A 14756-nucleotide genomic window follows, 5' to 3' on the forward strand; every position below is an offset into this window, starting at 1 on the left:
AACGGTTTTCTTGTGGCAGAGCACAAAAGGCGCTAGAGCAAAAAGAACAAAAGGGTTGGGGATCGATGGTCAAGAACAAGTTTGCACTATTGGGGTTTGGCGTTGTTGTCGCCGTGGGGCTGGCTGCTGCCTATCTGGGGTTTGTTCCGGGTAAGCCGACTTCCAATACGCCGGCCGTAACGGCGAGCGGAAACGCACCGGAAAACGCATCGGCGCCAACCGCGCAAACGCCCGCTGCAAAACCGGCCGAACAGCCGCAAGCTGCAGTTCCCGCTGCGCCTTCGGCCGACACGACGGCACCGGTAGCCGCGCCAGCCGCAGGCACGGCGACGCCACAGGTTGAAGCAGACGAGGGCAAGCCGGGTGCTCCAACCTTCGATGTGCTGCGCGTTGACCCCAAGGGGACGATCGTTCTGGCGGGCAAGGCTGCCAACAATGCCAAGGTGGACCTTCTGGCCCGCGGCGATATTCTTGGAACCACCAAGGCTTCGCCCAATGGCGACTTCGTCATCGTCCTCGATGATCCCCTGAAGCCCGGCGATTACCAGCTGGTCCTGCGCTCGACGGCACCCGATGGCAGCGCCATGACATCGCTGGAAACCGCCATCGTTTCCATCCCCGAAACCAAATCGGGTCAGGTGCTGGCGCTTGTCGAACAATCCGGCCAGCCGAGCCGGCTGATCACCGTGCCGGAAGCTCCGGCAGGTCAGGCAGCTTCCAACCAGCCGGCCGCAGCAGCGGCGCCCACCGGCGACAAGCCTGCCAAGCAGCCCGCCGCCAAGGCCCGCATCGTTGTCGAAGCGGTGGAGATCGAAGGCAGCAAACTGTTCATCGCCGGCATTGCCGATGCCGGCTACACGGTCAAGGTCTATGCCAATGACAATCTCATCGGCTCGACCAAGACGGGTGCCGATGGCCACTTTCTTGTGCAGACAACCCGCGACCTGCCCGTGGGCGACTATATCATCCGTGCGGACATGGTGGAAAAGGATGGCGTAACCGTCATTGCCCGCGCCGCCGTACCGTTCAAGCGCGAGGCAGGCCAGCGCGTGTCGGCCGTCGCACCATCCGCAACGCCCGCACCGGCGGCAACGCCGCAGGCTTCGACCGAAACAGCCCCGGCTGCCGGCAGTGAACAGGCGTCCGGCACCGATACGGCCAAGCCGCTTCGCAATGTCGATGGTTCGGTCATCATCCGGCGCGGCGACAATCTGTGGACGATTTCGCGCCGGACCTACGGTGCAGGCGTGCGCTACACGACGATCTATCTGGCCAACAAGGAGCAGATCCAGAACCCGAACAGGATTTTCCCCGGACAGGTCTTTTCATTGCCGGAAAAGGACAAGCCGGCACCGCAATAGCGTAAGGACGGACGGGTGGCATTCGCGATCAAAGCCGAGATTCGCGATCCGCAGGCGGAAATGTTCGCATTCACCGCGCAGAAGACCATGTATGGCGGCAAGCATATCGCCGCCGGTGACACGGTCTTTCTCTTCGCCAGCGAGAACGAGGGCGGGCAGGGGCTTGTCGCGCGCGGTGTCGTCATCTCAGCCGAAGCCGTCGCCAGGAAGAGCGGCGTCATCAGGCAAACGCCGCGTGTCAGCGTCGTGATCCGGCGCGATGCCCTTGCCACGCGTCCGTTGGGCAGGCGGGAACTCAGGCATCTGACCGACTGGAAGGATGGTGAGCCCGGTACGGAACTCAACTTCAAGTTCTACCGCCAGGCAACCGACAAGATCGTCGGACTCTCGGATCGGACGGCGGCGTTTCTCGACGGCTTTTTCTGATGCTTGAGCGCCGGATATGCTCCAAAACCGCACCCGCATGGCATGGATGACCCGCTTTAACCCTTGCATTGGAAAATTATATCGTTTATCGCCGATGAACGATGAAATGCAGCAACCGATTTCAACAGGCGATGTCAGATGCGGAAACGGCGCGGATTCTCACCGCGCTCGCCCATCCCGCGCGCCTGCGCATTGTCCGGCAGCTGGCCGGGCTGAACGCCTCCTGCTGCAAGGATATTGTCGCAACGCTTGATCTGGCGCAGTCGACCGTATCGCAGCATCTGAAAATACTGGTCGATGCCGGTCTGGTGAATTACCGCCAGTCCGGCCAGAGTTCCCATTACAGCATCAATCCGGACGCCTTTGCCGATGTCGCCGCCCTTGTCGGCGATATGGCCAATCTGTGCTGTCCGCCCGATACCATTGTGCCGGCAGCGCGGGTAGCCGCTGCGGCCATCAAGGAATAGCCGTGGCTGAAAAAACTGTCTCCGCCGAGTCTGGCAAAACGCTGCAGACCATCCGCAATCTTTGGACCTATATGTGGCCGGATGAACGTCCCGACCTGAAGATGCGGGTCGTCTGGGCCTCGTTCTACCTGCTGATTTCCAAGGTCATCCTCATTCTGGTGCCCTATTTCTTCAAATGGGCGACCAATGCCTTGAACGGCAAGTTCGTGCCGTCCGATCTCTTGCCGCTCATTCTCGTCGGCCCGCTGATGCTGGTGGCCGCCTACAATGCCGCGCGCATCATTCAGGCAGGCTTGAACCAGCTGCGCGATGCGCTGTTTGCCAGTGTCGGGCAATATGCCGTGCGCAAGCTTGCCTACCGGACATTCGTGCACATGCACAATCTGTCCCTGCGCTTCCACGTCGAGCGGCGCACCGGCGGCCTGTCGCGCATCATCGAGCGCGGCACCAAGGGCATTGAAACCATCGTCCGCTTCACCATCCTCAACACTGCGCCGACGATCATCGAATTCCTGCTGACCGCCGTAATTTTCGCGTTTGCCTATGGCCTGTCCTATCTCGCCGTAGTCGTGGCGACGGTCTGGCTCTACACCTGGTTCACCATCCGTGCCAGCGACTGGCGGATCAGCATCCGCCGCGACATGAACGATTCCGACACGGACGCCAACACCAAGGCCATCGACTCGCTCCTGAACTTCGAGACCGTCAAATATTTCGGCAACGAACAGATGGAGGCCAGCCGCTTCGATGCGGCCATGGCGCGCTACGAGATTTCCGCGACCCGCATCTGGACGTCGCTCGGCTGGCTGAATTTCGGCCAGTCGGTGATTTTCGGCATCGGCATGGCGGTCATGATGATCATGTCGGGCAGGGAGGTGCTGGCCGGCACGCAGACCCTCGGCGATTTCGTCTTCATCAATGCCATGCTCATGCAGCTTTCCATTCCGCTCAATTTCATCGGCTTCATCTACCGCGAAGTGCGGCAGGGCCTGACCGATATCGAACAGATGTTCGACCTTCTCGATGTCGAGCAGGAGGTGACCGACAAGCCCGGTGCCAGGCCGCTGGTGATCGAGCGCGGCGCCGTGCGCTTTGACAATGTGAAGTTCGCCTACGATCCGAAGCGTCCGATCCTCAAGGGGGTGAGCTTCGAAGTTCCCGCCGGCAAGACCGTCGCCATTGTCGGCCCGTCCGGCGCCGGCAAATCCACCCTGTCGCGCCTGCTCTACCGCTTCTACGATATCCAGGGCGGTTCGATCAGCATTGACGGCCAGGATATCCGCGACGTGACGCAGGAAAGCCTGCGCGCGGTGATCGGTATGGTGCCGCAGGATACGGTGCTGTTCAACGATACCATCGCCTACAACGTCCGCTATGGCCGCATCACGGCGACGGAAGAGGAAGTGCGCAACGCGGCCGAGCTTGCCCAGATCGGCAGTTTCATCCAGAGCCTGCCGGAAGGCTACAACGCCATGGTCGGCGAGCGCGGCCTGAAACTCTCCGGCGGTGAAAAGCAGCGCGTTGCCATTGCCCGCACCATTTTGAAGGCGCCGCCGATCCTGATCCTCGACGAAGCCACCTCGGCGCTCGACAGCGCGACGGAACATGAAATCCAGGCTTCGCTCGATCTGGTCAGCCGCGACCGCACCACGCTGGTGATCGCCCACCGCCTGTCGACGATCATCGGTGCCGACGAGATCATCGTGCTCAAGGACGGCGTGATTGCCGAACGCGGCCGCCATGCGGCGCTTCTGGCCGAAAACGGCCTCTATGCCTCCATGTGGAACCGCCAGCGCGAGGCAACCGAGGCCGAAGAACGCCTGCGCAAGGTGCGCGAGGAGGACGATCTGGGTGTCGTCGTTCGCGGCAAACCTGCGCTCGACGTCGCCGTCGAGCCGTGAAAAGTCGCAGCCAGCAAAAGTCCGCCACTGAAGAATTCTGCTGATGACCGGTGCAAGCCGGGTTGAAAGGTTTGCCCCCGCTGCCAATCTCCGATAAGTAACGCGAAATTCCGGCGCGGCGTGTATGCTGCCCGGCGAACACCCGGCGCTGTCAGGAACAAAGCAATGAGCCTTGTCGATTCCATCCGCAACACTCTGGTCCCCATCCATCGGGAAGGTTATCCGTTCATCGCCGGGTTTGCCGGCGTGACCGTGGTTCTCGGTTATTTCTGGGAACCGCTGTTCTGGATCGGCCTCATCCTCACCGCCTGGTGCATCTATTTCTATCGCGATCCGCAGCGCGTCACCCCGACCGACGACCGGCTGGTGATCAGCCCTGCCGATGGTATTGTTTCCGCTGTCGGCCCGGCTGTGCCGCCGCGCGAACTCAACCTTGGCGACCGCGAGATGACCCGCATTTCCGTGTTCATGAACGTGTTTTCCTGCCATATCAACCGCGCCCCGGTGCGCGGCCGCATCACCACCATTGTCCACAAGCCGGGCAAGTTCCTCAATGCGGAACTCGACAAGGCAAGCGCCGAGAACGAGCGCAACGGCCTGGTGATCGACAGCCCCAATGGCCGGGTTGCCGTGGTGCAGATTGCCGGTCTCGTGGCACGCCGGATTGTCTGCTGGGTCGATGAAAACAATTCCATTTCCATCGGCGAACGCTTTGGCCTGATCCGTTTCGGCTCGCGCGTGGACGTCTACCTGCCGGAAGGTTTTGCACCGCGCGTTGCCGTCGGCCAGACGGCCGTTGGCGGCGAGAGCGTGCTGGCGGAATTCGGCGGCGAGCCCAGCGCCCCGCTGGTCCGTATCAGCTGAGGCGCGCGGCATGAACGAACCCGAGACCGATCCGCTGTTCGATGAAAAGCCGCAGGTGCAGGAACCCACGGGTTCGCGCATCCCCATGCGCTACCTCGTGCCGAATGTCATTACGGTTCTGGCCATCTGCGCCGGTTTGACCGGTATCCGGCTGGCCTTCGAGAACCGCTTCGAGCTGGCGGTGTCGATGGTTCTTCTCGCCGCGTTCCTCGACGGCATTGACGGGCGCATCGCCCGCATGATGAAGGGTTCGACAAAATTCGGCGCGCAGATGGATTCGCTTGCCGATATCGTCAATTTCGGCGTGGCGCCCGCGCTGGTGCTCTATGCCTACATGCTGGATCAGGCCCGCTCCTTCGGCTGGATCGCCGCGCTGCTCTACTGCATTGCCTGCTGCCTGCGGCTGGCCCGCTTCAACGTGATGCTTGATGTGATCGGCAAACCGGCGTGGCAGGGCAATTTTTTCACCGGCGTTCCCGCCCCGGCGGGGGCGATGCTGGTGATGCTGCCGGTCTATCTCGGCTTTCTCGGCCTCGCGCCGACGCGGCCACTGGCCTTTGCCGGCGCCGCCTATACCGTCTGCGTGGCGATCCTGATGATCAGCCGCCTGCCGGTGTTCAGCGGCAAGGCAGCCGGAACAAAACTCCGCTCCGACTGGGTAATGCCGAGCTTCCTGTTCATCGTGGTCTATGTGGCATTCCTGATGAGCTACACGTGGCAGACGCTGACGCTGACGACCGTCGGCTTCTTCCTGAGCCTGCCGTTCAGCGCCCGCGCGTGGAAGCGGCACGAGGCGGCGGATGCTGCCGCCGCTGCCGTTTCAGAGTCTGCACCGTCTGAGGGATCTGCATAAGCTCTGTGCGTGGTTCGACAAGCTCACCATGAGGGAGATTAGCGCGTGGCAGGAGCGATAACTGCAGCGTTGATTGCAGCCCGCTCCATCCCTCATGGTGAGCTTGTCGAACCACGCACAACGACTTTGCAGCACATCTATTGCGCTTTGAGCGTCCGGTTGAACGCGTCTGTGATCATATCGATCAGCTGCGCGTGAATGGCGCTGCGCGAGTTCCCATCTCCATCGTCGCACAGCGGTTCCGTTACGCCCTCAGCCTTCAGTTTGTCCGATGCACCGGCCTTGCACGCGGCAAACATGCTGAAATGGTTGGCATCCTCGATGCTTGCATAGCGCGCACCCGGAATGATGTCAGCCATCCACGACGCCTGCAGCGTGCGGGGAATGTCGCCTTTTCGACCGAGGTTCACGAGGTCGACGGGGATTGCGATGCCGGCAACACTTTCGGTTGTGAGCGTGTCCGACATGGCCGGGTCGATTGCAACTGCCGAGCGAATACGGTTGTCCCTATAGTCCAGGCCTGCCGGATGCACATCCATCCTGTGCAGATCAACGCCGCTCTGTGCGAGCCATTCGCACAGGGAGTGGTTGCGCAGATCGGTATCGCAATAGGCCGCGAGGCGCTGCTGGTCCATGCGGGCGCCTGCCACCGCAAGGGCGGTGTAGCCGCCCATGGAAAGGCCGAGCGCGCCGACGTTTTTCCAGTCGATCCGGTCGTGGAAAACCGTTCCGGTTTTCAATGCATCCAGGGTCGCTGTGAAATCCGCTGGCCGCAGCCAAAGCTTCATCGTCTCGCTTGCCGATTTGTTTCCGCTCTGATTTCCCGGGTGATTTGGCGCGGCGACAATATATCCCTGCCGCGCCAAGGGGGCGGCAATCCAGCCCGTGGCTTGCGCATTGCCGGCAATGCCGGTGCCGTGGGAAAGCAGGATGAGCGGAAATTTCCCCTCAACGGGCGGTGCATCGCGCATGCTGGCGGTCCCCGTGAAAAGCGGGGTATCGCCCAGCAGGACTTCTTCGCCGCCTGTCCGTGCCGGATACCAGACCGTCACATCGAGGTCGGTTCCGCGTTCTTTTGAGGGAACGGTGATTTGCCGAACGCCAGCAATCTGGTCGGCAAGCGCCTGTTGAAGAGGCCAAAACACACCCAGAACGACCAGAGCTGCGGCACTGAAAAATCGCATGATAATGTTCCTTGTTTCGAGAGGTGGGGATCAGCGGATCGTCACGCGGGCATAATCGCTTTTGATGCTGATCGCGGGTTTGGCACCGGGTGTGCTGTCACGCTTGCTGTCGACGAGGGATGCCTTGGCATCCACGGCGTAGCTGATGGGAACGTCCTTGCCGAAGCTGAACGAGGCGTCGAGGGCGCGGGAATCGAGCCGGATCGTCTCGTTGTTGCTGACGCGGGCAAAGCGCAGGTCGCTGCGCACGGCGTCACCCGAAATATCGAGGCTCGCGGCGTGCCCATCCAGCGCAAAATCCGCCGCGTGGCCCTTGATGCGCACGGCACCATAGTCACCGGTCAGCCGGGCCTGCAGTGCCGCCTGTTCGATGCTGACATCGCTGTCGGCAGGCAGGCTGGCGCGGATCAGCACCTCGCAGTCGGAAAGGCTGAGCAGCGGCGCATTGACCACATGGATGCGCAGCGTCCGTTCCCTGACCTCCATGGTGGTGCGGGTGGCGCATTGATCGGCGAACCAGCTCGAATACCAGCCGGAGAACCAGCCGGATCGTGTGGCGGTGATGCGGGCCTGATAGGGCGCGCCATCGCCTGCGGTGAACACGATGCGGCTGGCTTCCCCCGTAATGGCGACGCTGTTGATCGCACCGATATCGAGCGGCGGCTTGACCTGGTCGGCGGTGCTGGGGGTTACGGTTCCGAAGAGAAGCAGAATGGCGGTGATGAGGCTCAGCATGATGGGCTCCCGTGGGTTGGCATGGCAACCAGAGGAGGGCGCTATCCGCTGAAATTCGACCTTGATCACAATTCAGGTCGTCCGCGATCGCGTTTCAGGACATAGTAGGCCTCGTTAACTCGTCCCGGTCGCAGGTTCCATGCTGTTTGTTCCATTGCCGTTTGTCGTCGCCGTCCTGCTTGTCGTTCTTCTCGTCCAGATGATCCGGCGAAGCGATGGCAATGACAGGAATCCGTTCTTCCTCGCCCTGGTGTCGGTCTATGCGCTGCAATCGGTGGTGATCGGGGTGCGTTGGGGCTATGATATGCTGGAGGTCTTGCCGGTCCAGGCCGTGCTCGCCGTTGTCATCGCCACGCTGGCATGGCTGAGTTTTGAAGGCCTGCGCAGCGAGCGGCCGCCAAGAGAACGTCCGTGGCTGCTGCTGCACCTGCTGCCGACGCTTGTGGTGATCGGCCTTATTGCCTTCTGGCCTGCGCCGGTCTCGCTGGCCATCATCCTGGTGTTCGCGGGCTATGGCATTGCGCTCTGCCGCCTCGCCTTTGCCGGTCCGGATGCGTTGGGTTCATCCCGATTGGACGGTGTCATCAGCGCCTACCGGGCATTGCAGGTGACAGCCTTTGCCGTTTCCAGTTCCGCGGTCATCGATATCGTCATCAGCTGGGATTTTGCCCAGTCGGGCGGCAGCCATTCCGCCCGCATCGTTGCCATCGGCAATGTCCTCGCCCTGCTCGTCCTCGGGAGCGCGGCCACGGTCGCGGGAACCAGCCGCCCGGAGGAGCGGGACGAAACAATCGCGGAAGAGGGCGCGTCTCCGGTGCTGCCCAGCGCCGAAGACACGGACATCGCCGCCGCGCTCGATCGGCTGATGCAGGCGCGGGAACTCTACCGGGATGTCGATCTCAACCTCAACCGCCTGGCGCGCAAGATGGGCCTGCCGGCCCGGCAGGTGTCGATAGCCGTCAACCGGGTCAAGGCGATGAGCGTTTCGCACTATGTCAATGATTACCGGGTGAGGGAGGCCTGCCGCCTGCTGGCGGATACGGATCGTGCGGTCACCGGCATCATGTTCGATGCCGGGTTTCAGACCAAGTCCAACTTCAACCGCGAGTTCCTGCGTGTCACCGGCATGAGCCCGAAGGCCTGGCGCGCCAAGGCGCTTGCCGCCGACAAATCCGGCGCCGCGGTTATCCGCCTCGCCGGATGATCAGTTGCAGATCCATCTGTGCGTGGTTCGACAAGCTCACCATGAGGGAAGTGGTCTGATGCCAGGTCAACTACAAACGTCGCAGAATACAGCGCCCTACAGCCTGTTCCATCCCTCATGGTGAGCTTGTCGAACCACGCACCATGATGAATGTACAATCTAGCTCGGGTCGTTGTAGCCCAGCAGCTTGCCGGCGCGCACGTCGTAGAGCTTGCCCGTGGCGTCGATCCTCGGATCGAGGATGAGCGCGATCTTGGCGGCCACCTCCGCCGCAGTCGGCAGTGTGTCCGGGTCTTCGCCCGGTACGGCCTGCGCCCGCATCGCGGTACGTGTCGCGCCGGGGTTGACCGAATTGATGCGCAGTTTTGTCTGGCGCGCTTCCTCGGCCCAGCTGCGGCCCATCACCTCGACAGCGGCCTTGGATGCCGCATAGGGCCCCCAATAGGCGCGGGCGGAGTGGGCAACGCCTGACGACAGCAGCACCGCACGGCCTGCCTCGGAAAGCTTCAGCAGCGGGTCGGTGCTGCGGATCAGCCGCCAGACGCTGGTGACATTGATGTTGATCAGCTTGTCGAAGACTTTTGCTTCCACATGGCCGATCGGCGAAATCGTGCCAAGGATACCGGCATTGGCGACGAGAATATCGAGCCTGCCCCAGCGCTCATGGATGGAACCGCCGAGCCGGTCGATGGCAGGCATGTCGGTCAGGTCGAGCGGCACCAGCGTCGCCGTGCCGCCCGCAGCCTTGATTTCGTCGTCCAGCTCTTCCAGACCGCCCACCGTGCGGGCGACGGCAATCACATGCGCACCGCGCGCTGCCAGGTCTTTGGCAAGGAAATAACCGATGCCGCGGGATGCGCCGGTGACAAGCGCAAGCTTGCCGTCCAGCCGGAAACTGCCGTCAGAAATCATGAATGGGAACTCAACCGTTAGCCGTTGTTTGCGAGAAGCGAGAACTGGCGCACATTGCTGATGCCGTCCCGGTCAACCAGCCGGGTCGGATAATCGCCAGTGAAGTAGTGGTCGGTGAACAGCGGCGCCTGCGCGTCGCGCGGAGCACCGCTGACCGCCTTGTACAGCCCGTCGATGGACAGGAATTCCAGCGAATCCGCGCCGATATATTTGCACATGGAGGCAAGGGTCGCGTGCTGGTTGGCCAGGAGCTTGTCCGCATCCGGCGTGTCGATGCCGTAGAAATCCGGATGATAGATCATCGGGCTGGCAACGCGGATATGCACTTCCCGCGCCCCGGCATCGCGGATCATCTGCACGATCTTGACCGATGTGGTGCCGCGCACGATGGAATCGTCGACCAGAACCACGCGCTTGCCTTCGATCACGGCCCGGTTGGCCGAATGCTTCAGCTTGACGCCGAAGGCGCGGATCGACTGGGTCGGCTCGATGAAGGTACGGCCGACATAATGGTTGCGGATGATGCCGAGCTCGAATGGAATGCCGCTCGCCTGGGCAAAGCCGATGGCCGCAGGCGTGCCGCCGTCGGGAACCGGGACGACGACGTCGGCGTCCAGCGGTGCTTCCTTGGCCAGGTTGATGCCCATGTTCTTGCGGGCAGTATAGACGTTGCGGCCGCCGACAATGGAATCCGGGCGGGCAAAGTAGACATATTCGAACAGGCAGATGCGTTCGGGCTTTGGCGCCTGCGGCTTGAAGGCTTCAATGCTGATCGTGCCGTCGCTCTGGATCTCGCAGACGACGACTTCGCCGTTCTCGATGTCACGCACGAACTTCGCGCCGATGATGTCGAGCGCGCAGCTTTCGGAGGCAAAGATCGGCTTGCCGTCGAGATCGCCCATGACGAGCGGCCGGATGCCGATCGGATCGCGCGCGGCGATCAGCTTGGTGCGGGTGAGGGCGAGCATGGCATAGCCGCCTTCCATCTGGCGGATCGCATCGACGAAACGGTCGCTCGACGACGTGCTGCGCGAACGGGCGATGAGATGCAGTACCACTTCCGTGTCGGAATTGGACTGGCAGATCGCGCCGTCGGCGATCAGCTTGCGGCGCATGGTCAGGCCGTTGGTGAAATTGCCGTTATGGGCAATGGCGATGCCGCCGATTTCCAGTTCGGCAAACAGCGGCTGCACATTGCGCAGGGCCGGATCGCCTGTCGTGGAATAGCGCACATGGCCGATGGCGCGGTCGCCGGGCAGCTGTGCCAGCGTGGCGGGGTTGGTGTAATGGTCGCCGACAAGACCCATGCGGCGCTCCGAGCAGAACTGCTTGCCATCATAGGAGACGATACCCGCCGCTTCCTGCCCGCGATGCTGCAGGGCATGCAGGCCCAGCGCCGTCAGCGTGGCGGCATCGGGGTGCCCCAAAATGCCAAACACACCGCACTCTTCATGCAGTGTGTCGTCGTCAAGGGACATGAGAGGGGTCTCATCACGAAAAATGTCGGTCATTACCGCAAGCCTTTCGCCGCAGATTCAACTGTAAGATCTGTCATTCCATTATGCCACACTATGTGGGGTATTACCACGCAAACGCCAAGTTAACCGTTTGTCGCACCCGGCAGCCCGTCAGGGCTTCGGTGTCGTGCCTTCCGGCGGGATGTCTTCCTTGGGTTCAGGTGCCGTCGTTGCGTCCGGAGTATGGCTCGAGCCGGGCTTCAAACGCTTCAGAATGGTTGATTCCGGGTCTTCCGGCAAAAGGCTGATCAGCTTTGCGCCGAGTGAGTCGATCATCGGCTTGGACTTGGCCTGCGCCACCCAGGCGGGCTGGTTGTCCGTGACGAGCCAGTTGAAGAACAGCATCGCGACAACCACGAGAAGAACGCCGCGCGCCGCGCCGAAGAGGAAGCCGAGCGTGCGGTCGAGCGCGCCGATACGGCTGTCGATGATGAAATCGGCAATCTTCATGGTGATCACGGAAACGATGATCAGCGTGACGATGAAGACGATACCGGCCGCCGCGATCTGGGCGATGGTCTCATTGCTGATATAGGGCGCGAGGAAGGGGACGACCGGCTTGTAGAAGAGATAGGCGGCCGCGGCCGCCGCTGCCCATGACACGACGGACAGCACTTCGCGCGAAAAGCCGCGCACCATGGCGAGGATCGCCGAAACGAGGGTGATGCCCAAAAGAATTCCGTCTAGCAACGTAATAGGCATTTACATGTATCCCCAATCCAATTCCGACCTGCACACCCTCTCGGGAGGACTGTGCCGCGTCAGTCGTCGCGTTTCGTTTTACCGGGTCCCGATGCCGCAATCCGGGCCACAAGGTCCGGCAGCGACGCGGTCTCGGTCAGATGGGCATTGCGTCCCTTCGGCACGTCGTTGCTTCCCTTGGGAAGAACAGCCTGCTTGAACCCAAGCTTCTCTGCTTCCTTCAGCCGCTGCACCGCATGCGCCACCGGGCGAACGGCGCCAGACAAGCTGACTTCGCCGAAATAGACGCAATCGGCCGGAAGGGCAATACCGGCAATGGAGGAAACCAGTGCAGATGCAACCGCAAGATCGGCTGCAGGCTCGGAAATCCGGTATCCGCCCGCCACATTCAGGTAAACATCGTGCTGGCCGAACCGCACGCCGCAATGGGCTTCCAGCACCGCCAGAATCATCGAAAGGCGGCCGCCGTCCCAGCCGACGACGGCGCGGCGCGGCGTGCCCAGCGTCGAGGGCGCCACCAGCGCCTGTATTTCCACAAGCACCGGCCGGGTGCCTTCCATCCCGGCAAAAACCGCGGCGCCCGGCGATTTGTCATTGCGTTCGCCGAGAAAAAGCTCCGACGGGTTGGCAACTTCGCGCAATCCGCGGTCGGACATTTCAAACACGCCGATCTCGTCGGTCGGGCCGAAACGGTTCTTCACCGTGCGCAGGATGCGGTAGTGGTGGCCGCCTTCGCCTTCGAAATACAGCACCGCATCCACCATGTGCTCGACAACGCGCGGCCCGGCGATCTGGCCGTCCTTGGTGACATGGCCGACGAGGACCACGGCTGCGCCGGTCTGCTTGGCAAAGCGGATCATCGCCTGGGCCCCGGCGCGCACCTGCGTGACCGTGCCGGGGGCCGAATCGGCGGCATCCGTCCACAGGGTCTGGATCGAATCGATGATGATGAGGTCGGGCCGCTTGGAATCGGAAATGGTGGCGAGGATGTCCTCGACATTGGTTTCGGCGGCCAGAAGCACATCGGTGTCGGCGGCATGCAGGCGCTGCGCCCGCAGGCGGATCTGCGCCACCGCTTCTTCGCCCGAGACATAGATGACCTTGTGGCCCTGCCGCGCCAGCGCGGCTGCCGCCTGGGTCAGCAGGGTGGATTTGCCGATGCCGGGATCGCCGCCCACCAGAATGGCCGAGCCGCGCACGAAACCGCCGCCGGTGACCCGGTCGAGCTCGCCGATGCCGGAGTGGATGCGCGGCGCGTCCTCGATCTCGCCGGACAGCGAGGTGAGGGCGACGGCGCGACCCTTGCGGCCCGACAGCTTGCCGGGGCCACTGCCGATGCCGCCCGCCGTGCCTTCCTCGACCAGCGTGTTCCATTCGCCGCAGGAATCGCACTTGCCGGCCCAGCGCGTATGCACGGCACCGCAGTTCTGGCAGATGAATTGAATTCTTGCCTTGGCCATCAGGCGCCTTTTCCGGAATAGAGGTAGCGGCGGTGATAGCGGTTGCCCAGGCTGGTCAACAGCTCGAAGCCGATGGAGCCCGCGGCACGCGCCGCGTCATCCAGGGCGATGTTGCCACCGAACAGCTCGACATGATCGCCGGGTTTGACGGCGTCCTCGGGAAGATCGGTGATGTCGAACGATGTCAGGTCCATGGTCACCCGGCCGATCACCGGCACCTTGCGTCCGGCAACAAAGCCTTCGCCGCCCTTGGGCACGACGCTGCGCAGGGGCGTGCCGCTACCCGACAGCGAGCGCAGATAGCCGTCGGCGTAGCCGGTCGAGCAGACGGCAATCCGGGTGTCGCGTTCCAAAAGCGCCGTGGCTCCGTAGCCCGCCGTCTCGCCTTTGGGGCTGGTGCGGATCTGCACGATGCGCGCTTCCAGCGTCACCACGGGGCGCATGGGATTGGCGACGCCGGCCAGCGCCTCGCCGCCATACATGGCAATGCCCGGACGGCTCAGGTCGCCGCCATTGCTGATCGTGTGAAAAATGCCGGAGGAGTTGGACGCGCTTGATTCGATGCCTGCAAAAGCGGTGCGAAGCGTTTGAAATGACTCGATCTGCTGCCGGGTGAGGCGATGGCCGGGTTCATCGCCGGTCGCCAGATGCGTCATCACCAGCACCGGCATTTCGCGGCCAGCGGCGGCAAAGTCGAGTGCTTCGGCCACGGTCAGTCCCAGCCGGTTCATGCCGGTATCCACATGCAGGGCATAGGGCAGCGTCAATCCGCTCGCGGCATTGGCCCGGCTCCACAGGCCGATTTCGTGCAGCGAGCCGAGGACGGGGATCAGCCCCGATGCTTCGAACACAGGGCGCGCGTCGGCAAACAGGCCGTTCAGAACGAAAACCCGTGCATCCGGCGCGGCGGCCTTGACCCGCAGGCCTTCCTCGACCAGTGCCACGAAGAATGTCCGGCAGCCGGCGTCCCGCAGGACAGGCACGACATGGTCGATGCCCAGCCCGTAGGCGTCGGCCTTGACGACAGCGCTCGCCTGCGCCGGTTTCGATTTTTCCGCAAGGAACATCCAGTTGGCCACGAGCGCATCGAGATCGATGGTAAGCCGCCCGCCCGCAAGACGGGGATCGGCGCCTGCGGTGGTGACGTGAGGTTTTGTACTGTTCAATTGA

General features: G+C 62.6%; 14 protein-coding genes. 7 read left to right on the forward strand and 7 right to left on the reverse strand.

Going from position 1 to position 14756, the window contains the following annotated elements:
- The first annotated feature begins 65 nt into the window (after positions 1-65).
- The 6 genes from AC1Q5O_RS02740 (at position 66) to pssA (ending at position 5872) form a co-directional block, all read left to right on the forward strand.
- On the forward strand, positions 66-1361 hold the full coding sequence (locus AC1Q5O_RS02740; protein ID WP_492561829.1) for a LysM peptidoglycan-binding domain-containing protein: 1296 nt from the start codon (positions 66-68) through the stop codon (positions 1359-1361).
- A 15-nt stretch (positions 1362-1376) separates the two neighbouring features.
- Positions 1377-1787, forward strand: coding sequence for a hypothetical protein (locus tag AC1Q5O_RS02745; RefSeq protein WP_492561830.1), 411 nt, complete (start codon positions 1377-1379; stop codon positions 1785-1787).
- A gap of 131 nt (positions 1788-1918) precedes the next feature.
- Positions 1919-2254, forward strand: coding sequence for an ArsR/SmtB family transcription factor (locus AC1Q5O_RS02750; protein WP_223611257.1), 336 nt, complete (start codon positions 1919-1921; stop codon positions 2252-2254).
- 2 nt (positions 2255-2256) lie between these two features.
- Positions 2257-4155, forward strand: a complete 1899-nt coding sequence (locus AC1Q5O_RS02755) for an ABCB family ABC transporter ATP-binding protein/permease (RefSeq protein ID WP_464659781.1) — start codon at positions 2257-2259, stop codon at positions 4153-4155.
- Positions 4156-4320: 165 nt separating this feature from the next.
- A complete protein-coding gene (locus AC1Q5O_RS02760) occupies positions 4321-5019 on the forward strand; it encodes a phosphatidylserine decarboxylase (protein ID WP_226904550.1) in 699 nt (232 codons plus the stop codon).
- Positions 5020-5104: 85 nt separating this feature from the next.
- The gene (gene pssA, locus AC1Q5O_RS02765) at positions 5105-5872 is read left to right on the forward strand and encodes a CDP-diacylglycerol--serine O-phosphatidyltransferase (protein ID WP_492563068.1); all 768 of its coding nucleotides are present in this window, start codon (positions 5105-5107) and stop codon (positions 5870-5872) included.
- A gap of 137 nt (positions 5873-6009) precedes the next feature.
- Here the strand turns inward: pssA and AC1Q5O_RS02770 are convergent, their stop codons facing one another.
- Positions 6010-7056 (reverse strand): alpha/beta hydrolase family protein, encoded by a 1047-nt coding sequence (locus AC1Q5O_RS02770; RefSeq protein ID WP_492561831.1) that lies wholly within the window; start codon positions 7054-7056, stop codon positions 6010-6012.
- A 30-nt stretch (positions 7057-7086) separates the two neighbouring features.
- Positions 7087-7791 (reverse strand): hypothetical protein, encoded by a 705-nt coding sequence (locus AC1Q5O_RS02775; protein WP_492561832.1) that lies wholly within the window; start codon positions 7789-7791, stop codon positions 7087-7089.
- 139 nt (positions 7792-7930) lie between these two features.
- Between AC1Q5O_RS02775 and AC1Q5O_RS02780 the strand changes: the two genes are divergently transcribed.
- A complete protein-coding gene (locus AC1Q5O_RS02780) occupies positions 7931-8995 on the forward strand; it encodes a helix-turn-helix domain-containing protein (protein WP_492561833.1) in 1065 nt (354 codons plus the stop codon).
- 159 nt (positions 8996-9154) lie between these two features.
- Here the strand turns inward: AC1Q5O_RS02780 and AC1Q5O_RS02785 are convergent, their stop codons facing one another.
- The 5 genes from AC1Q5O_RS02785 to alr all read right to left on the reverse strand — a co-directional run bounded on the left by AC1Q5O_RS02785 (position 9155) and on the right by alr (position 14752).
- Positions 9155-9907: an SDR family NAD(P)-dependent oxidoreductase gene (locus tag AC1Q5O_RS02785; protein ID WP_492561834.1), complete on the reverse strand. Its 753-nt coding sequence runs from the start codon at positions 9905-9907 to the stop codon at positions 9155-9157.
- Positions 9908-9924: 17 nt separating this feature from the next.
- Positions 9925-11418: an amidophosphoribosyltransferase gene (gene purF, locus AC1Q5O_RS02790; protein WP_492561835.1), complete on the reverse strand. Its 1494-nt coding sequence runs from the start codon at positions 11416-11418 to the stop codon at positions 9925-9927.
- A 117-nt stretch (positions 11419-11535) separates the two neighbouring features.
- A complete protein-coding gene (locus AC1Q5O_RS02795) occupies positions 11536-12126 on the reverse strand; it encodes a CvpA family protein (RefSeq protein WP_223611250.1) in 591 nt (196 codons plus the stop codon).
- A gap of 59 nt (positions 12127-12185) precedes the next feature.
- Complete coding sequence (gene radA, locus AC1Q5O_RS02800; protein WP_346304874.1) at positions 12186-13586, reverse strand: DNA repair protein RadA; 1401 nt, start codon at positions 13584-13586, stop codon at positions 12186-12188.
- The gene (alr, locus tag AC1Q5O_RS02805) at positions 13586-14752 is read right to left on the reverse strand and encodes an alanine racemase (protein WP_492561836.1); all 1167 of its coding nucleotides are present in this window, start codon (positions 14750-14752) and stop codon (positions 13586-13588) included. The genes radA and alr overlap by 1 nt, the downstream gene beginning before the upstream one ends.
- Positions 14753-14756: the final 4 nt, after the last annotated feature.

This window comes from Phyllobacterium sp. MT110 (genome assembly GCF_058792715.1).

Coding starts and splice junctions, on each gene's coding strand:
- AC1Q5O_RS02770 (WP_492561831.1), bottom strand. CDS start 7,056: ATGCGATTTTTCAGTGCCGCAGCTCTGGTCGTTCTGGGTGTGTTTTGG.
- AC1Q5O_RS02780 (WP_492561833.1), top strand. CDS start 7,931: ATGCTGTTTGTTCCATTGCCGTTTGTCGTCGCCGTCCTGCTTGTCGTT.
- AC1Q5O_RS02750 (WP_223611257.1), top strand. CDS start 1,919: ATGTCAGATGCGGAAACGGCGCGGATTCTCACCGCGCTCGCCCATCCC.
- AC1Q5O_RS02760 (WP_226904550.1), top strand. CDS start 4,321: ATGAGCCTTGTCGATTCCATCCGCAACACTCTGGTCCCCATCCATCGG.
- AC1Q5O_RS02785 (WP_492561834.1), bottom strand. CDS start 9,907: ATGATTTCTGACGGCAGTTTCCGGCTGGACGGCAAGCTTGCGCTTGTC.
- AC1Q5O_RS02795 (WP_223611250.1), bottom strand. CDS start 12,126: ATGCCTATTACGTTGCTAGACGGAATTCTTTTGGGCATCACCCTCGTT.
- pssA (WP_492563068.1), top strand. CDS start 5,105: ATGCGCTACCTCGTGCCGAATGTCATTACGGTTCTGGCCATCTGCGCC.
- radA (WP_346304874.1), bottom strand. CDS start 13,586: ATGGCCAAGGCAAGAATTCAATTCATCTGCCAGAACTGCGGTGCCGTG.
- purF (WP_492561835.1), bottom strand. CDS start 11,418: ATGACCGACATTTTTCGTGATGAGACCCCTCTCATGTCCCTTGACGAC.
- AC1Q5O_RS02740 (WP_492561829.1), top strand. CDS start 66: ATGGTCAAGAACAAGTTTGCACTATTGGGGTTTGGCGTTGTTGTCGCC.
- AC1Q5O_RS02775 (WP_492561832.1), bottom strand. CDS start 7,791: ATGCTGAGCCTCATCACCGCCATTCTGCTTCTCTTCGGAACCGTAACC.